General features: G+C 64.8%; 21 protein-coding genes. 13 read left to right on the plus strand and 8 right to left on the minus strand.

The window, feature by feature from the left end; genetic code table 11:
• Nucleotides 1-128 precede the first annotated feature (128 nt).
• The 7 genes from CHB65_RS17890 to CHB65_RS07185 all read left to right on the plus strand — a co-directional run bounded on the left by CHB65_RS17890 (nt 129) and on the right by CHB65_RS07185 (nt 6,856).
• Entirely contained in the window at nt 129-260 is a 132-nt protein-coding gene (locus CHB65_RS17890; RefSeq protein ID WP_281251557.1) for a hypothetical protein, read from the plus strand.
• Nucleotides 257-2,791, plus strand: coding sequence for a GcvT family protein (locus CHB65_RS07160; protein WP_089384377.1), 2,535 nt, complete (start codon nt 257-259; stop codon nt 2,789-2,791). Before CHB65_RS17890 ends, CHB65_RS07160 begins: the two co-directional genes overlap by 4 nt.
• A 57-nt stretch (nt 2,792-2,848) precedes the next feature.
• Nucleotides 2,849-3,622: an electron transfer flavoprotein subunit beta/FixA family protein gene (locus CHB65_RS07165; protein ID WP_089384378.1), complete on the plus strand. Its 774-nt coding sequence runs from the start codon at nt 2,849-2,851 to the stop codon at nt 3,620-3,622.
• Complete coding sequence (locus CHB65_RS07170; protein ID WP_089384379.1) at nt 3,619-4,593, plus strand: electron transfer flavoprotein subunit alpha/FixB family protein; 975 nt, start codon at nt 3,619-3,621, stop codon at nt 4,591-4,593. Before CHB65_RS07165 ends, CHB65_RS07170 begins: the two co-directional genes overlap by 4 nt.
• Nucleotides 4,594-4,693: 100 nt before the next feature.
• The gene (locus CHB65_RS07175) at nt 4,694-4,891 is read left to right on the plus strand and encodes a hypothetical protein (RefSeq protein ID WP_089384380.1); all 198 of its coding nucleotides are present in this window, start codon (nt 4,694-4,696) and stop codon (nt 4,889-4,891) included.
• A 113-nt stretch (nt 4,892-5,004) separates the two neighbouring features.
• Entirely contained in the window at nt 5,005-5,508 is a 504-nt protein-coding gene (locus CHB65_RS07180; protein WP_089384381.1) for a PUA domain-containing protein, read from the plus strand.
• A gap of 175 nt (nt 5,509-5,683) precedes the next feature.
• Nucleotides 5,684-6,856, plus strand: a complete 1,173-nt coding sequence (locus CHB65_RS07185) for an MFS transporter (RefSeq protein WP_089384382.1) — start codon at nt 5,684-5,686, stop codon at nt 6,854-6,856.
• A 469-nt stretch (nt 6,857-7,325) separates the two neighbouring features.
• On the opposite strand, the gene CHB65_RS07190 is transcribed toward CHB65_RS07185, so the two are convergent.
• Nucleotides 7,326-8,378 (minus strand): presenilin family intramembrane aspartyl protease PSH, encoded by a 1,053-nt coding sequence (locus CHB65_RS07190; RefSeq protein WP_089384383.1) that lies wholly within the window; start codon nt 8,376-8,378, stop codon nt 7,326-7,328.
• Nucleotides 8,379-8,509: 131 nt separating this feature from the next.
• On the opposite strand from CHB65_RS07190, the gene CHB65_RS07195 reads away from it, so the two are divergent.
• Nucleotides 8,510-10,420 carry a PINc/VapC family ATPase gene (locus CHB65_RS07195; protein WP_089384384.1) on the plus strand — a complete coding sequence of 637 codons (1,911 nt, stop codon included), beginning with the start codon at nt 8,510-8,512 and terminating at the stop codon, nt 10,418-10,420.
• A gap of 112 nt (nt 10,421-10,532) precedes the next feature.
• Nucleotides 10,533-11,687 (plus strand): citrate synthase, encoded by a 1,155-nt coding sequence (citZ, locus tag CHB65_RS07200; RefSeq protein WP_089384385.1) that lies wholly within the window; start codon nt 10,533-10,535, stop codon nt 11,685-11,687.
• A gap of 198 nt (nt 11,688-11,885) precedes the next feature.
• On the opposite strand, the gene CHB65_RS18055 is transcribed toward citZ, so the two are convergent.
• Together CHB65_RS18055 and CHB65_RS07205 are read right to left on the minus strand one after the other, a co-directional pair.
• Nucleotides 11,886-12,014 (minus strand): DUF7571 family protein, encoded by a 129-nt coding sequence (locus CHB65_RS18055; RefSeq protein WP_449404564.1) that lies wholly within the window; start codon nt 12,012-12,014, stop codon nt 11,886-11,888.
• 47 nt (nt 12,015-12,061) lie between these two features.
• Nucleotides 12,062-12,961, minus strand: coding sequence for an acyltransferase (locus CHB65_RS07205; RefSeq protein ID WP_089384386.1), 900 nt, complete (start codon nt 12,959-12,961; stop codon nt 12,062-12,064).
• A gap of 409 nt (nt 12,962-13,370) precedes the next feature.
• On the opposite strand from CHB65_RS07205, the gene CHB65_RS07210 reads away from it, so the two are divergent.
• Nucleotides 13,371-14,627 (plus strand): RNA-guided endonuclease InsQ/TnpB family protein, encoded by a 1,257-nt coding sequence (locus CHB65_RS07210; protein WP_089384387.1) that lies wholly within the window; start codon nt 13,371-13,373, stop codon nt 14,625-14,627.
• A gap of 157 nt (nt 14,628-14,784) precedes the next feature.
• Here the strand turns inward: CHB65_RS07210 and CHB65_RS07215 are convergent, their stop codons facing one another.
• Nucleotides 14,785-17,283, minus strand: coding sequence for an efflux RND transporter permease subunit (locus CHB65_RS07215; protein ID WP_089384388.1), 2,499 nt, complete (start codon nt 17,281-17,283; stop codon nt 14,785-14,787).
• Between CHB65_RS07215 and CHB65_RS17355 the strand changes: the two genes are divergently transcribed.
• Nucleotides 17,261-17,431 carry a hypothetical protein gene (locus tag CHB65_RS17355; protein WP_179213602.1) on the plus strand — a complete coding sequence of 57 codons (171 nt, stop codon included), beginning with the start codon at nt 17,261-17,263 and terminating at the stop codon, nt 17,429-17,431. The genes CHB65_RS07215 and CHB65_RS17355 overlap by 23 nt on opposite strands.
• Here CHB65_RS17355 and CHB65_RS07220 read toward each other — a convergent pair.
• Complete coding sequence (locus CHB65_RS07220) at nt 17,413-19,143, minus strand: COG1361 S-layer family protein (RefSeq protein WP_089384389.1); 1,731 nt, start codon at nt 19,141-19,143, stop codon at nt 17,413-17,415. The two genes, CHB65_RS17355 and CHB65_RS07220, sit on opposite strands and share 19 nt — an antisense overlap.
• A 300-nt stretch (nt 19,144-19,443) precedes the next feature.
• Between CHB65_RS07220 and CHB65_RS07225 the strand changes: the two genes are divergently transcribed.
• A complete protein-coding gene (locus CHB65_RS07225; RefSeq protein ID WP_089384390.1) occupies nt 19,444-20,166 on the plus strand; it encodes a TetR/AcrR family transcriptional regulator in 723 nt (240 codons plus the stop codon).
• 168 nt (nt 20,167-20,334) lie between these two features.
• On the opposite strand, the gene CHB65_RS07230 is transcribed toward CHB65_RS07225, so the two are convergent.
• From CHB65_RS07230 to CHB65_RS17360, 3 genes are all read right to left on the minus strand, one after another.
• Nucleotides 20,335-20,667, minus strand: a complete 333-nt coding sequence (locus tag CHB65_RS07230; RefSeq protein WP_089384391.1) for a DUF7123 family protein — start codon at nt 20,665-20,667, stop codon at nt 20,335-20,337.
• A gap of 2 nt (nt 20,668-20,669) precedes the next feature.
• Complete coding sequence (locus tag CHB65_RS07235; protein WP_089384429.1) at nt 20,670-20,921, minus strand: hypothetical protein; 252 nt, start codon at nt 20,919-20,921, stop codon at nt 20,670-20,672.
• Between the two features lie 1,270 nt (nt 20,922-22,191).
• Nucleotides 22,192-22,827, minus strand: a complete 636-nt coding sequence (locus CHB65_RS17360) for a hypothetical protein (protein ID WP_179213603.1) — start codon at nt 22,825-22,827, stop codon at nt 22,192-22,194.
• A 357-nt stretch (nt 22,828-23,184) separates the two neighbouring features.
• On the opposite strand from CHB65_RS17360, the gene CHB65_RS17605 reads away from it, so the two are divergent.
• Complete coding sequence (locus CHB65_RS17605; RefSeq protein WP_218818921.1) at nt 23,185-26,607, plus strand: PGF-CTERM sorting domain-containing protein; 3,423 nt, start codon at nt 23,185-23,187, stop codon at nt 26,605-26,607.
• Nucleotides 26,608-26,613 lie beyond the last annotated feature (6 nt).

Here is a 26,613-nt window from a genome sequence, read left to right on the forward strand (position 1 = left end):
CGACCATCCCGAACACCATCGGGTCGAACGGGGATGATGATCGCTCATGCCGGCCGACACCCGCACGACGCATAACATTGTTGTCAGATAGGCATCCTTTTAATACCCCTAGCGAGTGTCAGTGTCGAATGATCATGAACCAATACGATAGCGTGCTGTCACGGACGGCCGGTTCCGACGCCGGGAAATCCGTGGAAGGCGGTCTCGACACGGTAGCGGACGCCGAACAGTCACATCCCGTGGACGGTGAGCGACGATGAGCGACGACGAGTTCCCGTCGCACGCGGGCACGGTCATCATCGGCGCCGGGATCGTCGGGAACAGCCTCGCGTACCATCTCGCCGATCAGGGTCGCGACGACATCCTGTTGCTGGATAAGGGGCCGTTACCGGATCCGGGTGGATCGACGGGACATGCATCGAACTTCCTCATGCCCGTCGACCACTCGAAGGAGCTGACCCACCTCACTCAACGAAGCATCGAGCAGTACGAGGAGATGGACACGTTCACCAACAGCGGCGGGATCGAGGTGGCCCGCACCGAAGAGCGGATGGAGGAGCTCAAACGACGGGTCCAATCGGCCAAAGCGTGGGGTGAACCGGGGAGGCTGCTCAGCGTCGAGGAGGTCGAGGAGATGGTTCCGTACCTCAACACGGACATCCTCGAGGGTGGCTTCTACAGCCCGGGTGCCGGCACCTGCGATCCGCTGCGCGCCGGCGAGGTGATGCGAGCGCGGGCCGACGACGCGACCGGCGGCGGGCTGACCGTCTCCCCGAACACCGAAGTGCTCGACATGCACGTCGAAAACGGCGCCATCCAGGCCGTCGAAACCGATCGGGGCACCGTCGAGGCCGACGAGGTCGTCATCGCGGCGGGTCTGTGGAGCCCCAAGATCGCCGAGATGGCGGGTGTCGATATGCCGCTGACGCCCGCGGTCCATCAGATGGTCAGCGTGGGCCCGATCTCGTTCTTCGAGGACTACGAGGGGGAGATCTCCTTCCCCGTCGTCCGGGACATGGACACCCAGATGTACGAACGACAGCACGGCAACGACCTGGAGGTCGGCTCCTATCAGCACCGACCGATCCTCTGGGACGTCGAGGACGTGCCCTCGATCGAGGAGTCGCCGCTGTCGCCGACCCAGCCGCCGCTGACCGAGGACGCGTTCGCACAGTCGATGGCCGACGCTTTGGAGATCGTTCCGGAACTCCTCGACGACCCGCAGGCGGGCGTTCGCCACGAGATCGACGGCTTGCTGTCGGTGACGCCCGACGGCATGCCGCTTTTAGGACCGATCCAGGACGTCGACGGGCTCTGGTCCTGTGCGGCGGTCTGGATCAAGGAGGCACCGGCGATCGGCGAGGCCGTCGCCCAGTGGATGACGCAGGGCTGGTCGGAGATCGACGTCCACGCGTCGGATATCAATCGATTCTACCAGTACGGAACCTCCGAGGAGTTCGTCAAAAACCGCGCACACGAGGGGTTCCAGAAGATCTACGGGATCGTCCATCCGGCCGAGCAATGGCAGAGCTCCCGGCCGCTGCGGACGAGCCCCTTCTACAGCCGTCAAGAGGAGCTGGGGGCTCGCTTCTTCGAAGCCGCCGGCTGGGAGCGCCCACAGTGGTTCGAGTCGAACGAGGACCTCCTCGACACGTACGACGCCGAACTCGACGGCCTGCTGCGCGAGAACGAGTGGGACGCGCGGTGGTGGTCGCCGATCATCCTCGGCGAGCACCTCCACATGCGAGATCACGTCGCGATGATCGGCGATATGGGCTTCGGGAAGTTCGACTTCGTCGGCTCGGACGTCGTCGAGTACCTGGAGCGGATGGCGGTCGGACGGGTCGACGTCGACGTCGGCAAGGCCGTCTACACGCCGATACTCGCCGAGAACGGGGGCTTCGTCTCCGACCTGACGATGGTCCGTCTGGGTCCGGACCACTATCGCGTGATCACCGGCGGGGCCGACGCGGGTGGCGACCGCGCATGGTTCGGGAGTCACATCCCCGACGACGCCGACGTGACGATGATCGACCGGACCGAGTCGCTGTGTACGCTCGGCGTCTGGGGACCGGACGCCCGGAACGTCGTCCAGTCGGTCACCGAGGAGGACGTCTCCCACGAGGCGTTCCCGCCCTACACGGCCCAGGAGATCACCGTCGGCGAGGTCGACGCCTGGGCGATCCGGCTCTCGTACGTCGGCGAACTCGGCTGGGAGATCTACGCCCCGATGGGTCAGGGCCAGCGCCTCTGGGACACCATCGCCGAGGCAGGCGAGGAGTACGACATCCGCCCGGTCGGGATGGGCGTCTACGGCACGACCGGCCGCATCGAGAAGGGCTACCGCCTGCACGGTCACGAGCTCGAACTCGAGTACACCCCGGCCGAAGCCGGGCTGACGTTCCACGGCGTCAAGGACGCCGAGTTCATCGGCAAGGAGGCGTACGCCGACGCCCTCGAGGGGGAGAACGCCGCGACGCTGTGTACGCTTTCGGTCGACGACCACACGGCCGAATCCGGCGAGCGACGGTTCATGCTCGGCAGCGAGCCGATCCTCGATGGGGACGGCGAGGTCATCGTCGACGACCACGGGCGGGAGTCGTACGTGACGAGCGCGGGGACCGGCCCCAGCGTCGGTAAGCACCTGCTGATGGCGTATCTCCCGCCGGAGCACGCCACGGAAGGTGCGAGCCTTCAGGTCGAGTACATGGGCGACCAGTATCCGGTGACCGTCGAGGTCGTCGGCAGCCGGCCGCTGTTCGACCCCGAAAACGAGCGGATCCGCAGCTAGTCGGGGAGACCGATCCGTACCGGCCCACAACCATTCCGATCCAACCCAATCCAACGCATGAACGTCTTAGCCTGTATCAAACGGGTGCCGAACACCGGCGCGAAGATCGTACTGACCGACGACAACCAGCGAATCGACGCGAGCAACCTCGGGTTCACCATGAGCCCCCACGAGGAGTGCGTCATCGAGGAGGCCATCCAGCAGGCCGACGCCCACGGCGGCTCGGCTCACGTCCTCACGCTCGGTCCCGAGGAGGCGACCGAACAGCTCCGAACCGGACTGGCCATGCAGGCCGACGAGGCGAGCCTCCTCGAGACCGACGGCTCCGAGTGGGGACCGCGTGCGACCGCCGACGCGATCGCGAACGTGGTCCGCGAGATGGCCGAAGACGGCACCGAGTTCGACCTGCTGTTGCTCGGCAACGAGTCCGCGGACGCGGCGAACTATCAGGTCGGCGTCCGTGTCGCCCGGGAGCTCGGTCTGCCCTGCGTGACGGGGATCAAGTCCCTCGAGGTCGAGGGCGACACCGCGATCGCGGGCCGTGAGATCGCCGGCGGCGAGGAGATCTACGAGATCGACCTTCCCGCCGTCATCACCGTCAAAGAGGGGATCAACGAACCGCGCTACGCCTCGATGCGCGCGAAGATGCGGGCCCGAAACATGGAGATCGACCGCCGCGAACCGGTCGGTACCGCCGGTGCGGGTTCACTGGAGAAGGTCCGCCTTGAGACGCCCGAGACGGACGACTCGGCCGCCGAGATCCTCGGCGAGGGCCCCGAAGCCGTCCCCGAGATCGTCGAGATCCTCGAATCGGAGGTGAGCGTAGTATGATACTCGCGCTCGTCGAACACGAACGCGGCCTGCCGGCGGAAGCCTCGCTCGAGGCGCTCACGCTCGCCCGCGAGCTGGCGAGCGTCGAGGGGACCGACCTCGATGCGGCGGCCTTCGGCGGGGACGGATCCGCGCTGGCGGACGAGCTCGGCACCTATGGCGTCGATACGCTCCATCACGTCGACCACGACGATCTCGATGGGTATGCGCCGGAAGCCTGGGGCGAGAGCCTGGGACAACTGGTCGAGGAGATCGACGCCGGAACGGTCGTCGTTCCGAGCACCGACCGCGGCCACGAGGTCGCCGCACACGCCGGGGTCACGCTCGACGCGCCGATGGCGACCAACTGTGTCGCCGTCGAGGTCGACGACGCCGGGGCGTACGAACTCGAACGTCACCGATGGGGCGGCAGCCTGCTCGAACACGCCCGTCTCACCGGCGACCGAAAGGTCATCAGCGCAGCCGAACACGAATTCCCGGTGACGCCGGCCGACGAGGCGACGGCTCCGACGGTCACCGAGTTCACGCCGTCGCTTGAGGCCGACCACTTGCGGGTCCGTGTCGACCGCGTCGAGGCCAGCGACGAGGAGGGGATCCCGCTCGGGGAGGCCCGCGTGGTCGTCGGCGGCGGTCGCGGCGTGGGCGGAGCCGAAGAGTACGATCAGCTTGAGGAGCTCGCCGACCTGCTTGGCGGGACGGTCGGGGCGTCGCGTGCGGCCATCAACGACGGCTGGCGACCCCACGACGACCAGATCGGTCAGACGGGTGCGAAGATCAGCCCGGATATCTACATCGCCTGCGGGATAAGCGGCGCCGTCCAACACATGGTCGGCTGCAAGGGCGCCGAAACGATCCTCGCGATCAACACCGATCCCGAGGCAGCGATCATCCAGAAAGCCGACTGGGCGGTCGTCGGCGACCTCCACGAGGTCGTTCCCGAGTTGAACGACGCGCTCCGCGACTCGGCCTGACCGACACGCATCGCGACTCGGCCTGGCCGACGCTTCCGCGGAGGACGAGACGCGTGTCGAGACGTTCCGTATTTAAGTGCGTTCCCGTCCTGTTCGGTACATGGATGCGGATCGTCCCGCCGCCGACCCCGAGCGCTTCGACGCCATCGTGGGGGCGCTCGCGCTCCCGTTCGTCTTCATCATGGCGATCGCGCTCGCGCTCGGACGGTTCTTCGGGAGCATCGCGGTCGGCGCGCTCGTCGGGCTCCTCTGTTTTGCGGTCATCGCAATCGTTCGGGTGCGGCTGTTCCCGATCTAACCCCCTGTGGCGTGGCTCGGCCGACGGTGCCGCACCGGATCGAGACGCCCGTGTCGCTCCGATCGAGACGCCCGTGTCGCAACCGCTTTGCGGCCCCCCGAAAAACGACGGGTATGAGCGATATGGAAACGCTCGCTGACCTCCGCGTGGGCGCCGACTATCAGTTCGGGTCGGGCGCGGGGGACGCCCTCTTTCCACCCGAGACGGCCATCACCATCCGGCGCTCCAGCGGCGGACGCCCGCGACAGATCATCGACGGCGACGTGGACGACACCCCCGGCAGCGCCGAGGGCGACCGGATCGTCTCCTACGGCACCGACGGCCGGTTCACCCTGGGCGAGCTGGGCGGGCGACGGCTCCGGGACGCCTTCGATCCGCCGGCACACCGGGTCGTCCTCGGCGCGGAGAGCGAGCCGTTCGTCCGGGAGGGGCGCAACGCGTTCGCGAAGTTCGTCGTCGTCGCCGACGAGGGGATCCGTCCGGGCGACGAGGTGCTCGTCGTCGATGACGACGACGCCCTCCTCGGCGTGGGCCGCGCCGAGCTGTCCGGCGGGGAGCTGTCGGCGTTCGACTCGGGCGTCGCCGTAAAGGTGCGCGTCGGCGTTTCGGAGGCGTGACCGGGGGCCGCCGTGACGGTGCGCGTTGGCGTCCCGAACGCGTGATCGGCTGTCGGCGTGACGACGCGGGCGTTCCCTCCGGTATCCGTGAGTACATGAGCGCCGGTGACGAACCGCGGAGCATGGCTCTTGGTGCCGCTGATCGGTCGCACCGGCGCTCATCCGGAGGGATGGCGTGAACTGGCGATACCGTCACACGGTGCTTTTTGCGTGTCTGCTCGCCTTCTTCGTCACCTACTTCGCCCGACTGGCGATCAGCCCGGTCGTCCCCTTCATCACCGAGGACTTCGCGGTCTCGAACACCGCCATCGGCGTGGCACTTTCGGGCATGTGGCTGGCGTATGGGATTTCACAGTTCCCGAGCGGCATCCTCGCGGACAGATACGGCGAGCGGCGGATCATCCTGATCGCCGTTGGCGGCACGACCGCGATGAGCCTGCTGCTCGCGCTCACGCCCACCTACGGCACGTTCGTCCTCGTCGCGGTCCTGTTGGGACTCGCCGCGGGGCTCCACTACGCGGTGGCGACGACGCTGCTCTCGCGCACCTTCGAGAACATCGGCACGGCGATCGGCTTTCACTCCGTCGGCGGCCCGCTCGCGGGGCTGATCGCGCCGGTCGCGGCGGCGTGGGTCGGCGTCCGCTACGGTTGGCGACCGGCGGTCGCGCTCGCCGCCGTCGTCGGCGTGCCCATCTTCGTCTACTTCGCGTGGCGGGTGCGCCCCACCGAGCCCCGCCGGCCCGACCAGCCGATGCGCGACCGGCTTCGGCTGGGCCCGCTCGTCGAGTTACTCTCGCGGCCCGCGATCATCCTCCCGCTCATCATCGCGGTCGTGGGCACCTACGTCGTGCAGGGCGTGATGTCGTTTCTGCCGACGTTCCTCGTCGACTTCCACGGCTACTCGGCCGGGTTCGCGGGCGCGGTCTTTTCGGCCTTCTTTATCACCCGAGCGATCGCCCAGATCGGGCTCGGGCGGCTCTCCGACCGGTTCGGCCGCGACGTCGCCATCGCCGGCGCGATGGCCTGCGGCGCGCTCGGGCTGGTCGCGACCGTCACCCTTCCGACCGGCCCGGGCGTCCTCGCGGGTGTCCTGCTGGCGGGGGTGGGTTCGAGTTTCTTCTCCGCGATCGACCCGCGGTTCATGGACGCCCTCGGCGACGCCGAGCGCGGCGCGGGCTTCGGATTGGTGCGCACCGTCTACGCCGTCCTCGGCTCGGCCGGGTCCGTCGGCGTCGGGCTCACGGCCGACCTGTTCGGCTGGGGCGTCTCGTTCGCGCTCCTCGGCGGCCTCTTCGGGTTCGCGTTCCTCGTGCTCGCGGGTAACGCCGCGTTACGGACCGGCTACTGAGGGGTCGGTTGCCCGGCCTCGTTTATATCCGATGATGCGGGGCCGTCCGACCACTTATAAAGAGCGACGGAGAGCCGGTGCAGTCGGCGCAGCGACGAGGGAGCGACGAGGGAGGGGCGGGGGCCGACCATTGCCTTCCCACCGCACTCGCGCCACCGCACTCGCGCCGCCGCACTCGCGCTGTTGCACTCTCGCTGCCACATCCGCACCACACCGCAGCCTCAGGCCTCCCCAGCCTCGGCAGGCGGGCGGCGAGCGAGCGGTCTCCGCTCGCCGCCCGCCGTGCCTCCCTCGCGCTCGGTTCGCGCCCGTATGCGGGCGCTCACCGGAGCGCGCCGACCGCCGTGGAGGGTTTATAAATGGCCTCGTCACTCGGTCGGTGGGGGTTATAAATGGACGATCGCGTTCAGGATCGCTCGCTTATTGCGGATTTCGACGGCGCGGCGAACGTCATCTACTCATCTACCCACTACACGAACGGCCCCAACCCGACCGCCTCGATAAGCGGGACGCCCGCGAGGAGCGACCCGATCAGGTAGCCGCCGATCGCGCCGCCGTTCAACAGCGGCAGCCCGGCGTGTGCCCGGCCCTTCATCACCCAACTCATGAGCACGAGCAGCCCCGCGACGATCCCGACCATCGCGAGCAACGCGGGGAGGTTGAGCCCGACGACCGGCACCGAGAGGTGGGGTGCGGGCGAGAAGGTGGCCGCGCTGGCGACGAGGACGGCCGGGATGACCGCGTCGCCGAGGCCGATGAAGAAGGCGTCACGTGAGGGGTCCTCGTCCGGATCGTCGCCGTCGGCGGTGTCATGTTCATCGTCGCTGTCGGCGGTGATTTCATCGTCGCTGTCGGCGGTGATCTCACCATCCTCGTCGCCCTTGATCGGTTCGCCTTCCTCACCCTCGTCATCCCCCTCGTGGACGTCCGCCGCGCCCGAGAAGTCGTCCTCAAGGAGCGAGTACGACAGCGTCGTCGGGATCACGAGCACGACGGGGATGTTGAGGTCCATCACGCCCTCCGCGAGCGTGAGCATGTGTTCGGTGCCGTAGACGGAGATCGCATCGTAGATCGCGAGGAAGACGAGGAGGATCAACGCGGGGAGGATCCCGAAGGTGATCCCGAACAGGCCCGCCGCGCCCGCGCCCATCAACACGCCCGCGCTGTCGATGACGTACCATTCGGGATGCACGAGCAGTCCGACGGCGACGGCGATGGCGGGGATCGCGGCGAGAAGCGGCGGCAGTATGGCTGAGAAGACGTACCAGGAGAGCCAGCCGGAGACGCCGACGATGAGCAGCCGGATCGCCCAGTCGAGTTCGTAGCGAAACGCCGCGAGCATGAAGCCGGTCATAACGACGATGGCGACGATGTAGATCAGGCTGTTCACCGGGTCCTGCGGGTCATCGACCGGCTGATAGCCGCTCTCGGCGAACGAGGGGACGAGCGCGAGCGCGCCGAGCTGCACGAGGACGAACAGGGCGACCGCGAAGGCGACGCCGCGGTACTCGCGGGGAAACATCTGTCCCCCGCTTGGTGATGGGGGGGTTTCGGGTTTGCGCTTCGTGGGGCCGGCATCACCGTCGGGTTCCCGCGGTCAGCGGACGCGACGCGGTCGAACACCCTTATACGGCTCCCGCCCGGAACCGCGGTATGAACGTAGTACCGGACACCAGTGCGGTCATCGACGGCCGCGTGTCCGAGCGGGTCGACGATGGGACCTACGAGGGCGCGTCCGTGCTCGTCCCGGAGGCGGTCGTCGGCGAGCTGGAGTCACAGGCGAACGACGGGCTCGATTCGGGGTGGGACGGCCTCTCGGAGCTACAGCGGCTCGCCGAACACGCCGACGCGGGGACGATCGATCTGCGATACCTCGGCTCCCGCCCGGACGCGGGCTCGAAGGCACACGCGAGCGAGGGCGACATCGACGCGATCATCCGTGAGGTCGCCGCCGAACACGACGCGACCCTCCTTTCGAGCGACATCGTCCAGACGGAGGTCGCCCGCGCGAAGGGGATCGCCGTCGAGTACGTCGAGCCGGTCGCCCGCGGCGTCGTCGACGACCTCCCAATCGAGGACTTTTTCACCGACGAGACGATGTCGGTCCACCTCAAATCGGGGACGCGTCCGAAGGCGAAACGCGGGACCCTCGGCGAGATGCGATACGAGGTCATCGACGACGAGCCGACCGGCGACGAGCGGATGCGCGAGTGGGCCAACGGTATCGTCAACCTCGCACGGCAGTCGAACGAGGGATTCATCGAGCTTTCCGACGACGGCATGGACGTCGTCCAGTACCGCAACTACCGGATCGCGGTCGCCCGCCCGCCCTTTGCCGACGGCATCGAGATCACCGCGGTCCGACCGATCGCCAAGACCGACCTCGACGACTACGAGTTCGCGGATCAGTTGCGCGAGCGCTTCCTCGAACGCAAACGCGGCGTGCTCATCTCGGGCTCGCCGGGCGCCGGCAAGTCGACGTTCGCGCAGGCGGTCGCGGAGTTCCTCAACGGCGAGGACTACGCGGTGAAGACGATGGAGAAGCCGCGCGACCTGCAGGTCGGTCCCGAGATCACCCAGTACGGCGCGCTCGGCGGCTCGATGGAGCGGACGGCCGACTCGCTGCTTTTGGTCCGGCCGGACTACACCGTCTACGACGAGGTCCGCAAGACGGGCGACTTCCGCGTGTTCGCCGACATGCGGATGGCCGGCGTCGGCATGGTCGGGGTCGTCCACGCCTCGCGGGCGATCGACGCCCTCCAGCGGCTCATCGGTCGCGTCGAACTCGGGATGATCCCCCAGATCGTCGATACGGTCGTCTACATCGAGGCCGGTCAGGTCCACACGGTCTATGACGTCGAAACGGAGGTGAAGGTCCCAGCCGGGCTCACCGCCGAGGACCTCGCCCGGCCGGTCATCCAAGTCGTCGACTTCGAGACGGGACGTCCCGCGTTCGAGATCTACACGTTCAACCGACAGGTCGTCACCGTCCCGCTCACCGACGATGGGGACGAGCCCGAGACGGGCGTCGGGCGGATCGCCAAACAGGAGATCGAACGCGAGATCCGGTCGGTCGCCCGCGGCCACGTCGCCGTCGAGCTGCAGGGACAAAACGACGCGATCGTCTACGTCGAGGAGAACGACATCGCGACCGTGATCGGCAAAGGCGGCGGCCGTATCGGCGACATCGAACGACGGCTGGGGATCGATATCGACGTTCGAACACATGATGAACGCCCCGGCGGGAGGGGCGGCAGCGGCGCGGGCGGTTCAGGCGGACGGGGCGGCTCCGGCGGCGCCGGCGGCTCGGGTGCGCATGGCGGACAGATCGGCGAGGACCGCGGCACCGTCGTCCAACCGGAGATCACCTCCCGGCACGTCGTCATCGGCGTCGACGGCGGCGTCGGCGAGACCGTCGAGGTGCGCGCGGGCGGGGAGTATCTCTTTACGGCCACCGTCGGCCGCGGCGGGGAGGTGCAGGTCTCGCGTGGCTCCGCCATCGCCGAGGAGCTGGAGGACGCGATCGACCGCAAGCGGACGATCACGGTCGTCCCGGCGCGCTGAGGCGATCGTTTCCGCAATTATCGCCGTTCGACTGGGGGTGGTTCGACGATCGACGATATCGGTCCCTCCTGAAAGATAACGCTTTTTTGAGGGTGGCAGAAACCATTGGAGCATGTCAGACGAGCTACTGCGTGGGTTGGAGGGCGTCCTCGTCGCGGAATCCGAGTTGAGCCACGTCGACGGGCAGGCGGGAAAGCTCGTGTATCGGGGGTACGACATCGAGACGCTCGCGGAGGAGGCCACCTACGAGGAGGTGCTCTACCTCCTCTGGCACGGGGACCTCCCGACCCGTGCGGAGCTCTCGTCGTTCCGCGAAGCCCTCGCGGCCGAGCGCGCGGTCGATGACGCCGTCCTCGAGACCGTCACCGCGCTCGCGGAGGCGGGCGAGCACCCGATGGCGGCGTTGCGGACCGCGACGTCGATGCTCTCGGCGTACGACCCGGACGTGGACGCCGATCCCGAGGACCGCGAGCGTGCGCTCGCGATGGGCCGGCGGATCACGGCGAAGGTACCCACGGTCCTCGCCGCCTTCGAGCGGGCGCGCCGCGGGGAGGAGCCGGTGGAGCCCGACCTCGATCCCGAACTCTCCCACGCGGGCAACTTCCTGTACATGCTCACCGGCGCGGAACCCGACGAGGTGAGCGAGGAGACGATGGACATGGCGCTCACGCTGCACGCCGAACACGGGCTCAACGCCTCGACGTTCACGGCGGTCGTGATCGGTTCGACGATGGCCGACATCTACTCCTGTGTCGTCGGCGGCATCGGCGCGCTCTCGGGGGCGCTTCACGGCGGGGCGAACCAGGACGTCATGGAGATGCTTCACGAGATCGACGACGCCGACGCCGATCCCGTCGAGTGGGCGACCGCGCGTCGCGAGGCGGGCGGTCGGATCCCCGGGTTCGGCCACCGTGTTTATAAGGTGAAGGACCCGCGCGCGAACATCCTGGAGGGTAAACTCCGCGACCTCTCCGCGTCAACCGGCGACGACAAGTGGCTTCGATACACCACCTCCATCGAGGCCTACTTGGAGGATGAGGGGCTCGTCGAGAAGGGGATCGCCCCGAACGTCGATTTCTACTCCGGCTCCGTCTACGACCACTTCGGGATCCCGATGGACCTGTATACGCCCATCTTCGCGATGTCCCGCGTCGGCGGCTGGATCGCGAACGTCCTCCAGTACCAGGCTGACAACCGGATCCTCCGGCCGCGGTACCGCTACGTCGGCGAGACGGACGCCACGTTCGTCCCGCTCGACGAGCGGTAGGACGACGGTATATATCGGGTCACCTCTGTTGGACTATTTAACCGCTGACGGGTCTCTCGCGTCGTGCTGAATAGCGAGGATGAGTTCAGCACGAGGACCTCACTATTTTCGTCAAGTAGATTTCGAACTAGCCGGTAGAATGTGCCTGCATGTCGTGTGGTCGCCGCGTCGAAAATACCATTTGAAAGTGAGCGCCGTTCAGGTGGACACCTGACCACCAACCCACCCAGGACTGTCGTCGGTGAGATATATGAGATCGGAACGACACGCCGGACAGTAATCAGGGGCACCCGATTCGCTACGGGAACACACACCGCCCCACCACACTTCACGCGGCCGGCCGCACAAGCCGCCCAAGGTCCAGGACGCCGTCTTTAGAGTCCGTTCGGGGGCACGAGGTTCCGGTCGAACTCGTCGAAGAAAGCCACGTTGTTGTCCAGTTCACGGTCGAGTTCCCGGGACGACCGTCTGTCCGTCAGGGGACCGGGATCGTCGGCGACGGACTCCCATCCCGGTTTGACCTTTACTCCTTTAGCGGGGGAGCCGACGGCGATGTGGTGTGCCGGCACGTCCCCCCGGACCATTGCAGAGGTGCCGACCATCGCGTTCTCGCCGATACGACAACCGGCGTTCACCATGGCGTCGTAGCCTAAACGTACGTCGTCCTCGATGACCGTCCGGTAGGTGGTCACGTTGGACTGGTCGACAACGTCGTGGCCGTGGGTGTGGATGTGGGCCCGGTCCGCGATGGAGACCCGGTCGCCGATGACCAGTTCGCCCCGATCGTCGAGCAACACGTCGTTGTGGACAACGGTGTTGTCGCCCATCTCGATGTTGTGGCCGCACTGAATCTTGATGCCGCCGAACAGACGGAGGCCGTCGCCGGCGTCTGCGAAGAGGTGGTTGGCGAGCATCTGACGGAACGGGAGCGCGAACGCGATGTTGTTCGACAGCGGCGAGAGGTCGAAGCCGCGCCAGAGGTACTGGAGGTATTTCGCTTCCTGAAGTTCTTTGTGTTCCTGCTCGGCCCAGTGTTCGGCCTCGATGAAGGCGTTTTGCGGGTTGTAACTCCGGAGCCTGACCCGGGTCATCGGCGGTAGCTCCCGACCAGCCCGATACTGCTCGTACACTTGGCGCTCCCCGAAGAGATCGATGAGCGTCTCCTGAACCGCCGTCGCGGTGTCGGCATCCGATGAGAGCCGTCTATCAATGTGATTGACGGCTTGGTCAATAACATCCTGTGCGTCCGACGGGAGTTCGATGTGTCGTTTCATGAGACGTAGTGATGTTTCGGGTGGTATCCACGTTGGACCAACGGTTGGTCGCTACACGCGATGGCGACCACACCACCTGCGTGGATGGTGTCACACCTACCGATCGGTCCGTGTGGTATAGTACCACGACTCGTGTTAACTAACTTTCGCTGAAACCATCGGATTATTATAAGCCACCGATTTCAGCAATTTCGAGGCGGAGCCCCCGGCCTCAAGGAGCGGGGGCTTCCGATTGATCGGAAGCACGAAGCGAGTAGGCCGGGGAGGACAGCGAGGGAGCAAGCTCCCTCGGGCCGTGCGAACGGGCCTGCGGCCCGTGAGCAGAAGCCGACACTCTACGACACAACCCACGAGACAGTAGCCGACTGACTCCCCGATAGTTAAGTACCGTCGAAACCACATCTGAAACATGGAGGTCAGGCGCACCGCGCCGGTCAAGCTCGTCGTTCCCGACGAGTATCACGACGACCTCCACGAAACCGCCGACCAGTTCCTGTACTGTGCGAACGAGGCCAGTGACTACTGCTGGGACAACACCGACTACGAAGACTGCGTTACCTCGAACGTCAAAGCCAGAGATGCGCTGTACGACCGTCTCCGCGAGGAAACCGACCTGACAGCGAATCTCGTCCAAGAGGCCATCCGGCGTGCCGTTCACGCCGTCGATAGTGGTGTTGACCGCTGGAAGAAAGGCAAACGGACGAACAAACCAGAGTTCACCTCGTGGAGCATGGTCTACGACAAGCGCAGTGCTACCTTTTACCGGAACAAAATCTCACTTTCGACGGTCAACGGACGAGTCGAATGTCACTTTGAGTTGCCAGCAGATAGTCCAACACCATACGAGGAATACGTTCTTTCGGAAGACTATGAGTTTCGCACGAGTACACTCCAGTACGACCAAGCCACCGACGAGTTCTACTTCCACGTCAAAACGCGGAAGGTAGACAACGATGGTGAGGCTGTTGAAATTGAGGGTTCGGACGATACCGGGCACCAAACTGTCCTCGGGATCGACCTCGGCGTGAACAGCCTTGCCGTTTCGTCAACAGGCACGTTCTGGAGTGGTGACGCGTACGACCACTGGATACAGGAGTTCGAAAAGCGCCGCGCAGAGATGCAACAGCGTGGGACACAAGCCGCTCACAACGCCTTGTTGCGGCTTGGAAAGCGAGAGCGAGCATGGCGCAAACAGTATATCCACACAGTCGCCAACGAGATTGTTGCGGAAGCGGTTGCCCACGAGTGCGACGTGATCGTGTTCGAGGAGTTGACTGATATTCGAGAGCGACTGCCCCACGCTGACTGGCATCACGTCTGGGCATTCCGTCGCCTGTACGAATACGTCGAGTACAAGGCTCCTGAGCAGGGTGTGGCGGTTGAGCAGGTCGAACCAGAGCATACGAGCCAGCGGTGTTCCCACACCGATTGTGGCTTCACCCACGAAGATAACCGCGACGGTGAGCAGTTCCGGTGTCTGAAGTGTGGGTACGAAATCAACGCGGACTACAACGGCGCGAAAAACGTCGGATTGCGGTACATGCGGAAGCGACAACATAGACTGCGTTCCTCGCCCACGTCGGGGAGCGCAGACGCACCAGTAGACGTGCGTATAACTGGTGGGACGGTGAACGGCGACGGCTATCGGCCAACCGCCGACAGTTGATCGCCGGGAGTCCACATCAAAGCCCCTCCCTCAAGGACCGAGGCGCGTATGCGCCGAGGGAGTAGGGAGGGGTAGTTTACCACTCGGCTCTTATCAGCGTCGAAGGGCTTCAATAAAGCCGGTCACGTCAACAACCCCTTCTCGCCGATCCGACCGATCAGCTGCCATCCACTCCCGGTTCCTCCTCCGAGAGCGCCTCCAACCCGAGGCCGATCCGCGAGCCGTAGCGATCCCAGACGACGACGAGCGACGGGACGAGCAGGATCGAACAGAGGTATGCATAAAAGACGCCGAGCGCGAGCAACGCGCCGAAGTCCTGGATCAGCGGGATGACGGCAAGCCAGAGGACGCCGAGGCCGGTGACGGTCGTGAGCATGCTGCCGGTGAGCGCGCCGCCGGTGCCGGCGATGGTGACTTCGAGTGCGTCCTCGATCGCCGCGCCCTCCTTGTATTCGTCGACGAACCGGTGGACGAAGTGGACGGTGTAATCGACGCCCAGCCCGATGGAGACCGAGAGGATCGGCGCGTTGATCGGCGTGAGGGGGATGTCGAGCAGCCGCATCGTCCCCACGAGGAGCCCGACCGTCGCGAGCACCGGGATCAGGTTGAGGAAGCCGTAGACCGCTTTCCCCTCCAGATAGCGGTACGAGAGCATGAGGAAGGTCGCGGTCAACACGAACGCGAGGATGAGGCTGTCGACGGCGGACTCAAGGAGCACGTCGATGACGGCCTGGTTCACGACGAACGTGCCTGTTGGAACCGCCTCAAGCGGCGTCCGTTCCGCGAGCGCGCGCACGTCGGCGACCGCCTGTGCGTCGTCGACGCCGGGTTTGACCGTGTAATCGATCCGGGCGCTGCCGCGGTCGGCGGCGAGATACCCGCGGGCGTTCGTCTCGTCGCCCATCGCGAGCAGTTCGTCGTAGACATCATCGACGTTGCGGTCGGGCACCCCGTTGCCGAGCCGGTCGTTCGCCTCGACGGTTCGCCGGAATTCCGGGTCGCTGTCGGCGCGGTCCTGGATCACGGTGACGATGCTCGTCGAGTCGGCCCGCCAGTTGTCGGTCGTCTCGAAGGTATCCGGCGGGTTCCGCGTCGTGCGGTCGATGAGCTCGAGCGAGTCGTCATCGCGAACCGACTGGTCGATATAGAGGGTGACCGAGCCGACGAAGTCCTGTTCGAACTCCTCCTGGAAGATCGAAAGGATGGAGAGGAAGGTGTACTGGGTCGGCGCGAACGGCTCGGGGAGCGCCGCATAGCGCTCCAGCCGCTCCTCGTCGGGGAAGAAGGCCTCCTCGGAGAACTCGGTGTCGACGCCCGTCCCGTAGGCCCCGCCGGCGGCCGCGCCGATCAGGATCACGGCGACGACGACCACGGGGGCGATCCGCGAGAGGTCGACGCCGACGTGGAGCACCCGGTTGAGCGCCGACCCGCCGCTGCCGAGCGGGGTGCTTCCGAACTCCGGGATCGGGAGGCGTTCACGCCAGCGGTCGACGAGCACCTTCGCGGCCGGAAGGTAGATCCCGAAGACGAGTAGCGTGAAGACCATCCCCGCGGCGGCGACGATCCCGAAGTCCTGATTCGGCTGGAACGGGCTCCCGAGGTTGGCCGCGAAGCTGAAGACGGTCGTGATCGTCACGAGCAGGAAGGCGATGAGCAGCTGGTCGGTCGTCGTCCGCATCGACGTGGCGATGCCGGTTCCCGTCAGCCGCTCCTCGCGATAGCGGTTGATGATGTGGATCCCGAAGTCGATCCCGACGGCCAGAAGCAGCGGGAAGACGGTGATGAGCGCATCGGAGAAGGGGACCCCGGCGTAGCCCATGAAGCCGAACGTCCAGAGGACGGCCATTACGAGCGCGGAGAGCCCGAGCCCCATGTCGATCGGGTCGCGGTACGCGAGGAGCAGGAAGCCGAGGATGAGCGCGAGCGCGGCGGGAAAGACGATGATGGCGGTGTCGCTCAACAGGGCGTTGATCTCCGAGGAGAGGATCCCGTCGCCGAAGAGGATCGCGTTCTCGCCGGCCTCGTTGCCGGGGACGCCGTCGACGACCGCGACGCTTCGGGTCTGTAGCTCCGTGACGCGGGCGGTCGTCGCGTCGCCCGGCAGGTCGTAGCTGATCCCGACGATGGCGAAGCCGGCCCGCTGGGCGGTCGGGTTGTACTCGGCCGAGACCTGTGCGCCGACCGCGCCCCCCTCGTCGGCCGCCTCGATGGCGTCGCGGAGCTCCGGCGGCGTCGCCTCCTCGACGGCGACACGCTGTTCGCCGGGGGTCTCCGCGGACGGGTCGAGCTGTGCGCCGACCGCGTTGGCGTGGCTCGTCGTCGAGGCGATCCGAAGCGTCGAGCGCGACTCTAACCGATCCTGAGTTTCGAGGATCCGTGCGAGCGCGGTCCGCGAGAGGACGTTGTCGTCCTCGATGATCAGCTGCGCGCTCGTCGCGTCGCCGGCGATGGCCGTCTCGAAGTCCTCCTCGATGTCATCGAGCGCCTCCTGTTCGGGGAGGTCCTCGGTGAACTGGTCCGCGCCGGCGCTGCTCGTGATCGCCCCGACCCCGCCGAGGGCGACGACGCTCACGAGCAGGAAGACGGCGACGACGGTTGCCGGCCGGCTCGTGACCGCCTCGTCGACGCGCTCGATGAACCGGTCGGCGGCGCTCACGGGCGACGCCCCCGGCGTGTGTGAGGGACCGTGGGGCGACAGCCGACGGTGGAGCGACGGCCGACAGCGGATCGGCGACCGGCGGATCGGCGGCGAACAGCGGTACGGGACGGCGGCGCGATCATCGGCTCACCGACGCCGGCTGTAGACGTAGCCGCCGGCGGCGACGAGCACGAGGACGCCGATGACGACCGGGATCCACGGGATCCCACCGCCGTCGTCGACCGGCTCCGTGACCTCGACGGGATACTGGATCACGTCGGAGATCCGGTCGTTGCCGCGCTCGTCGTCGTACCGGAAGTCGATCTCGACCGGGTGGGTCTTGACGCTCGCGCCGGAGGCGGCGGCGACCTCGAACCAGATCTCCGCCGATTCGCCGGGTTCGAGCTCGGAGACGAAGGCCTCGTCGTCGACGGCCGAGAGCGGCGAATCGGCATACAGCCCCGCGTTGATCGACGAGAGCGTCTCGGGTCGCCGGTTCGTGATCTCGAAGGTGAACCGGCGGGTCTCGCCCGCGGGGACCGTCGTGTTCTCGGAGACGAGGTCGAACTCCGGCTGTCGGGGGGCGACCTCGATACGATCCGTCGACTCGATCGCCACGGTGCCGTCGCCGCTCGTGTACTCGACGGTGAACCGGATCTGTCGGGGGCCGGGGTCGGCCTGGCCGCTCACGTCGGCGTCGAAGCTGAACTCGGTGGCCTCGCCGTCCGCGAGTTCCGGGAGCGCGTAGCGGCTCTCGCCGAACTGGACCCGGTCGCTCTGTGGTTCGGCGATCAGGACCGCGTCGTCGACGTCGAGCGGGCCGTCGTTTTCGAGCGTCCCCGTGACGGTCCCGGCGTAGCCGACCTCCAGCGTACCGAGGACGTCCTCGATCGGGAACGACTGTTTCGGGATGGGGGTGACCCCGGTTCGTGCGGCGGGCGAGTCGCTCTCGGCCCCGTCGCTATCGCGATACCCGACGGTCGAGCGCAACGCATACGCCTCGCCGGCGAAGTCGACACCGACGGTGGAGTCGAAGGTGGCGGTTCGATTCTCGCCGGGCTCCCAGTCGCCGACGAAGACGTCGCTTGCCCCATCCCCGACGGTCACCTCGCTGCCGGTCGCCTCACCCGTGACGACGGCGTCGCGGGCGCGTTCGTCGCCGACGTTCTCCATGGTCACGGTCACGTCGCCGCTTCCGCCGACCTGTGCGTCGGTGTCGGCGTCGACGATGGCGAAGCGGGCCCCCTCGTCGATCACCACCGTGACGTCGAACCGCTCGGTCGCGGTCCGGTCGTTGTGCCGGTTGAACGTCGACGTGATCTGGCCGGTGTAGCGGTAGCGGACGGTCACCTCGACGTCGTACTCGCCGTCGTCGACGTCGTCGGGGACCGCGAGGTCGATCGGGACCGAGGTGGGCGTGCCCGTTCCCACGTCCCCGACGGCGGCCTCACGGCTTTTCACCTCCAGGGGGGTGCCGTCGGCGTCGGCCTCGACGCGGACGCTGCGGGCGGTCGTCACGCGGTCGTCGAGCTCGTTGCCGAAGCGCATCTCGCCGCGGTTGAGCAGGTCGACGGTGACCGTCGACTCGCCGCCGGTCGTGACGGTCGGCTGTGAGAGGAAGGCGTCGAACCGCGGCCGGCCCCGAACCGTGTCGGAGCCGCTCCCCGAGTCGTCGGTCTGTCTGACGATGTCGTTGTCGGGAGCGGTGAGCGAGGGTGACCCTTCGACGGAAAGCGGGGCGTTCGTGGGCATCGGCTCGGGGCTCGCGCCGTCGCTCCCGGCCGCCCCGGCCCCGCCCGCGAGCGCCCCGACGACGGCGACGGCCAGCAGACAACAGAGGACGAGCGAAAGCGCCGGGAGGATCCGCCCCGTGCTCATCGTCCGGTCCCCTGTGTGGGGATGCCGATCCGGCCGGTTGACGGTGTGGGTTCCTCGCCGCGCTCCCGGTGGCGACGTGGTCTTCGGCGGCGACGGGGGTGGAGGTGACACCCCGATCCCCGGGGTCCGGAGGTTCGAATCATACCGCCCCCTCGGGTGACGTGCAGATAAGCGTGCTGACTGAACGTTCAATCAGGACAGCTATGGTCGCCGGGGTGGAACGACGGTCATGTATGCATCCAAGATGCGGGCTGGTCCGGCAGACAGTCCGCGGGTCGGCTTCGACCGGAGGCGGGTCGCGTGAACGACCCGTTCGCCGATCCGGCCGGCTCGCGTGAGGAGATCCTCGGGGCGGCCTATCACGCGCTGTGTCGCCACGGGTATGCTGACCTGACGATCCAGCGGATCGGCGGGGCCTTCGAGAAGAGCCCGGCGCTCATCTATCATCACTACGAGAGCAAGGACGAGCTGCTTCTCGACCTGCTCGAATTCCTCCTCGATGATTTCGAGGCGGCCGTCTCCGGGGATTCGTTCGACCTCCCGCCGCGTCGGCGGATCCGCACGTACGTGCTCGCGGTGTGTGACCCCGAGGCGGTCGAGCATGAGGGGTCGCCGGACGCGGCGTTCCTGCGTGCCGTCGTCGAACTTCGTGCGCAGGCGACCCACGACGCGGCGTATCGTGCCCACTTCGAGCGCAGCGATCGGGTGCTCGACCGGTTCCTCGCACGGAGCGTCCGGGAGGCCGCCGCCGCGCTCGATCCGGCGGAAGCGGGGCCGGCGGACGACGGTGCCTCCGGGGCGGAGCCGGCGGGACAGGCCGACGACGGTGCCTCCGGGGCGGAGCCGGCGGGGGTCGTCCCCGAGGAGGTCGCCCCCGAGGCGGTCGCGACCGTGATCGCGACGTTGGCGACCGGCGGGACGTTCCGTCGGGCGACGACGGAGGGGACCGACTGGGTCGCGGACGTGACCGCCGGCGTGGAGCGATATCTGGACGCGACGCTTCCGGCCGTCGAGCCCGCGTGACCGGCTCGAAGCCGGGCGCCCCGCGGGACCGCGTGGGAACCGGCCGAGCGCCGGGTTGCGGGGGATGGCGGTCGCTCGGTGGGTGAAAAAGCGGGAGGAGGGGGTGATGACCTGTCGCGTGGAGGGCCGTGCGGGGACCGTGTCGTGTCCCGGATGTCGGCCGGTTTCTCAGTCGGTTCGACAGACGCGCCAGGTGGTCGCGCCCGTGTAGGACCACTTTTCGATCTCGAGGTCGGCGACGGAGTCCTGGAGTTGGACGATGAGCGCGCCGATCTCCTTCGGCGAGAGGCCGACGTCGTCGGCGATGAACTTCGCTTTGAAGTAGGTCTCGCCGTCTTTGGCCTCCTGGCGGAGGAACGCCGCGAGGCGCTCGGCCTTCGAGCGCGTGTCCTCGGGTTCCTCGTCCGCGTCGTCCGCGTCGGCGTCCGTCCGCGTGTCGGTTCGCTGGTCGGTCGTCGGTTCCTCGAGGGTCGTGTCGTATGGGGTGCTGGTGGTACTCATGATTAGGCAGCGTCCGGGAGGTTGTGTTCATGACCGAGGACGAAACTGACCAAGTGGAGCGCGAGCAGCGCGAGGAGCGCGCCGGCGCTGTCCGAGAGGTACGCCACGGGGACGTACGCGAGCGGGAGGAAGACCGCGGTCCAGAACGCGGCGGCACGGAGGCCGCCAACGGTGAACTGGCGAACGCGCTCGTGGAGGCCCGCGCCGATGGTCCTCGGCAGGCGAACGGCCGGTCGTGAGTTTTGGCTTGACATCGGGATCACGTCTCGATTCACCCAAGGAGCCTATGGGGTATATAAATAGCAGAGCGTTGGGGAAAATTCGCATCAGTTAACGACTCTTTTCGACGTTTTACGCGCCGTTTCCGATCTCGATCGACCGGTTAAAACGGGCGCAGAAACGGCTAGAAATTTTATCACCGCTTCTAACGTTTTATCTCGCTATCCGAATCGATCGACTCGATACCTCTCAGAAATCGGAAATACGTCGTCCATCGGCGTCGATCGCGGCCGGTTCGCGCGGGGCGGTCGCCTCGCGCGCGCCCTCCCCGACCGTCCCCACCCCCCGCTTGTCGACTCGGGGGTTATATAGCCCTCCGTCCATGGTCGGCGGTGGATCGGCGATCGCGGGCGGTGGATCGCTGGTGTTGACCGTGGTCGATCGGCGGGCGTCGACTGTGGGCTGGTCGCAGGTGGTGCGGTGGTAGGCAGCCCTGATCGATGTCGATTAACAATCCCGCGCGTGGGCGATATACTGAACTGGAGCGTGATGGAGATAAAACGGACCGTGATGGAGAAACTGCGAGTATGAACCCGACAATATCAAGACAGCCAATTCGTCGGGTGTGTTCTACCTTGTGGCGACACAACACATAATGAGATCATTTCGACAAATCATCGATGAATCCATCTTTTTGATTAAAAAAACACAATAAACGATAGAAACCACATTTTGTGTGGTTATACATATCCAACTTAGAATATATTTTGATGGCTCTGTATGATATTTTCTAGTTAGATAATTGATGATAACCGACTCCAACTTACGATAGATTCGGATGACGTCGGGCCTGTAAACAGGATATGGCAACTTTGGGTTTTGATAGCGGAAAATTATTCCCATCTCCCTTGGGTTTATAATACCTGCATCCTGACAGACTGAGGTATCACCCGGAATGGACAACACAGTAATGGGTGCGGGAATCGGGCACCGGGCGTGTAGCAGGTTAGGTTCTGAATTCAGACAGATCAACCAGCCAGTTGTACGTGCGGGGAATCACCGACAGTCGCGATCGAGTGCCGTCGGTTCTGACGAGGTGTGGACCGCCATGCAGGTCCGCCTCGACGATTCAGTCGCTGCCGTATGCAGCACAGTGCGTGAGTACACAATCACATGACAGACAGACGCATACAAGTGCAGGCCGTAGTGTTCGCCGTGATCATGGTCATCTCCATGATCGCTGTCGGAGCAGGTGGGATCGCAGCGCAAGAAAATGGTGAGCAGATAGCATCGCCGTCGGTTGAGTCAGGCGACACCCTGACTGTTGACGGGGAGGGTGATGAACCGGATACGTTTGCAACGGTCTCTGACGCAGTCGATGAGGCTGATGAGGGGGACACGATTTCCGTTGAGCCCGGTACATATAGTGAAGAGATCATCAGTGTCGATACGGCTGATCTCCGGATCGAATCCACCGGGAATGCCGCAGAGACAACGCTTGACACCGAGCTCGGGGTAGAGATAGACAGCGATGATGTCGTTCTTGAGGGAATGACGATCACTGTCGACGACGACATTGTAGACAACGGCGCAGCGCCGGGAGCGCTGGTCGTCAACGGCGATGACACCGAGATCACTGACAACATTATCAACCCGGCTACAGACCCGAGCGCGAGTGGCATCCTCGTCGAGACGAGTGCAATAACCATTCTGGGTAACGAAATTACCGGCGTCGAGGCTGGTAACTCCGGCGGGGACGTCTCGTTTCCCGACACTGATGAAACGGTGAGTGTTAACGATCGGTCGTTTAGTGCCGAAAATCGACGTGGTATTGCGAACGAAATTTTCCGTGAGAACGACGCCGTTGATACGTCCGATCCCAACATCGGACTCGTCCAGGTCGAGGATGCCGAATTTGAGACTTTTCTTGGAATCGAGCATAATCCTGGCGGAACGACTTTCACAGATGACCAGACCACAGAGGTGCTAGGCGTAGAGGTGCAGGGGGCTGAGCAAATGGAGTTCGGCGGGAATGTCGATCGGAGCATTGAGATCCGTCACCCCGATACCGGATCACAGATCGAAATCACCCCCGAAGATGGCGAACCAACCGTTGAAATGAATTCCGTCAGGTTCTTTAACCTCCTCAGTGGTGACGGTGAGTTAGATGATAATCCTAATCTAGAAATCGAGGATGAAGAGATTTCTGTATCCGTAACGGGCGATGAAGACATATTCACCGGAGTTGAATCGACGTTCACAGAGTTCGAGCTTGCGCTTAGTGAGGACGGAAAGGTCGTGGATACGACTGAAGGACGGCTGATTGGTGTCACATATCCGAGCGATATTGAACTGGAAGGTCCCACACCTGACGGGGAACTCACAACGACTGTCACCCGCGATGATGACGTAAGTGAGGACTATTTCATCGAGTTCGTCGTGAGTCCGCGCCAGGATGTTGACGCAGGGATCGAAACGGAAGTTGAGAACACTGACGGCGATGATTTCCTCGAGGCGACCGTCGACGTGTCGGACCTTCCGTCGGCGGAATATAATCTATTCTTCGATATCTATGAAGATGAGGCAGGTGGCCTCAACAATCGGATTATTTCGCTCCCTGAAGTCGGGGGGCTCGAAATCATCGATCAAGGTAACTTTGAGATCCAAGAGGTCGAAATCGATGATGATGACGTTACCGCCGGTGAAGACGAGATCGAGACAACGGTTACGATCGAAAACACCGGCGACGAGGATACCCAAGATGTAGAGCTACTTAAGAACCGCATCGGAACTTTTGACGACGAACGCGTTGACAGTGAGTCGGTTTCGCTTGAGGCTGGCGAAACAACGGAAGTCCCACTGGCGTATGAAACGGCAGTTGGGGATGATCCGGGCGTTCAGCTCGATGTCCAGACCCAGACCAGCGTCAGACGCGGTTTTATTGCAGCTGTCGCCCCTGGAGCACCGGAGTTCCGGATTACTGAGGTAGACGCTACCGGTGACAAAACGCAGGGAGGGGATGTTGATCTTGAGGCGACTGTTGAGAATATCGGCAACACAGACGGCTCCGTCGATGTCGAGTTTGCATTCGCGCGTGACATTGACTTCGACGACGGGAGCACGACTGAGATCACTGTCGATCCCGGAGAGACTGAAACCGCAACAGTCAGCGGGACGATCGAGCAAGAACCCCGCGCAGGGGATCATTCGGTCCCGGTCGACGCTCGTATCTCAACGGAAGAGGGAATCATCAGTAGCCCCAGTACCGTCGGCACTACGGTGGCCATCGATTACGGCGACATTGAAAGCGGTGTCGACGCGGCGACTGCGGGTGATCAGGTCCTCGTGACAGCCGGCCAGTATACTGAGGCGGTCACCATCGACACCGATGATGTCGTCGTTAGTGGTGTCGAAAGCGGCGTTGAGGTCGAAGCGGACGGAGAGACTCCATTCACGCTCGCTGCCGATGGCACTGGGGTCTCAAACGTCGCGATAGAAGACGACGTTGACACGTCGGCGGTCTCGATCACAGGTGACGACGCTGCAGTTGTGTTAGCTGACATTGCCGGATTTGACACGGCCGTCGAGATCGACAACGGGGCAACGGGAGCGACGCTGATCGGTAACGACGTCACTGTTGACAGGATGGACCCGGCCGTTGATGTCCAAGGGTCCGATACGAGCATTATTTCGAACGTGTTCGTCCCTGATGAGGAGGCCGCGGCTGGCGATGTGATCCGGTTAGATGAGGCGGCTTCGGACACGGAAATTCGAGATAATACGATCCTCACGACCCCGCTCGGCGGTAACAGTCCTGCTGCGATCTCTGTCGGCGATGATGAGAGTCTGGCCGGCACCGAGGTGATCCGAAACAACTTCGATGCGCTCGCCGAGGATGACCTCCCCGTCGAGGGTGAAAGCCCGGTTGATATCGCCGTCGATCCTGAGGAGCCGGCTAACGAGCTTGATGCGACCAACAACTATGCCGCTGGCGGATCCCTGACGCTTGAAAGCGCCGGCATCAATGAGCAGGACACGAGTGATGAACCACTGAGTGCCGACTTCGAGATCGCCGATTTCAGTATCGAACCGGATGACGATGTAGAGGTCGGTGAGGAGGTCATCGTGAGTGCGACGGTTGAGAACGACGGTGACCAGACCGGGTCGGACAATGTGCAATTCGACGTTGACGAGACCGAGTTCGGATCCGGGTCCGTGACTGTTGATCCCGAGGAGACGGAGCCTGTAGAGTTCAGGTTCACTCCCGGTAGCGACGAAGCTGCTGTGAGTCCACTTACACTAGGTATTGGACTGGAAGATGCAGCTGTAGAGGCGAGTGACGAGATTGATGTGATTGAGCCGGCAGACGTGACCGTTGATGAAACGAGCGTGGATCCGAGCGAAGTGCAAGCCGGTGAGCCGATCACGGTTGGCGCTGAGCTCGAGAATATCGGCGATATCGAAGCATCGCCCACGGTGGAGTTGCGCGTCGGCCCCAACATCGATGGAGTCGAGGGAACGGATTATGTCGTAGTCGCCAGTGACGATCCGACCATCGCTGATGGCGACACCGAACCGATCGAGTTCACGGATGCAACCGTCCCGTCCGAAGCTATTGGTGATGACATCGTTCAAGGCGTGAATCAGGTCGGGGTCGCGACTGCTGCTGACAGTGATGCTGACCTGTTGAATATCGTCTCGACACCGGGTGTGTTCGACGTAACGATTGATGACTTCGATGACACCGTCGAGGTAGGTGAAACAGGTAGCGTCGATGTAACTATCTCGAACACCGGCGACGAGGCCGCCCAGCAGGATGTTGAATTTGTTGTGGACGGTGAGCGTGAGTCGCTACAAGAGTTCGACCTTGATGAGGGAGCGGATGCATCGGAGACGTTCACGTATCAACTCGACAGTGATGATGTCGGCGAGATACCCATCGAGATTCAATCCGAGGATGACATTGATACGCGGACAGTGACTGTCGAAGCGGATACGCCAAGTGGTAGTGGCACCGGTGGCGGCGGCGGTGGCGGCGGTGGTGGTGCTGACGCGGCGCCGGCCGGCCCGACCGCACCCGACACCGCATCCGTCACCGCGAACGCGCGCGAGCGGATCCTCGATACGGAGCCCGACGTTGATGGCACGGGCGTCACGGTCGAGGACACTGCCCTCGATTCGATCCGGTTCGACGAGGACACCCTGCGTGGCTCCGTCGACGTCTTCGAACTCGACGAGGTGCCCACGGATGCGCCCGCGCTCGCGGATGGCCAGCCGTTCGTCTCCGGGTTCATCATCGAACTCGACGATGACGAGCTGACCGACGAATCCGCGACGCTGACGGCAACGCTCCCGGCGGATCAGGTGAGCGATGCCGGCGCCGAGCCCGAGGATCTCGTCGTCCTCCACGCCGGTGATGACGAGTACGACGAGCTCGAGACGAGCGTCGAGGCGAACGGTGACGTGACCGTCACCGCCGAGACGCCCGGCTTCTCCACGTTCATCGTCACCGCCGACGTCGACGAGCCCGAGGAGGCTGACGACGTCGAGGAACCGGACGCCGATGATGATCCGGAGCCGGCCGACGACGCTGACGACATCGACGAACCGGCTGACGACGAGCCAGACGACGTCGACGACGACACGCCCGGATTCGGTGCGCTCGTCGCGCTCGTCGCGCTGCTCGCCGCCGCGCTGCTCGCGACCCGCCGCCGGCCCTAACGGGCG

This window comes from Halorubrum vacuolatum (assembly GCF_900188065.1).
GTDB lineage: Archaea > Halobacteriota > Halobacteria > Halobacteriales > Haloferacaceae > Halorubrum > Halorubrum vacuolatum.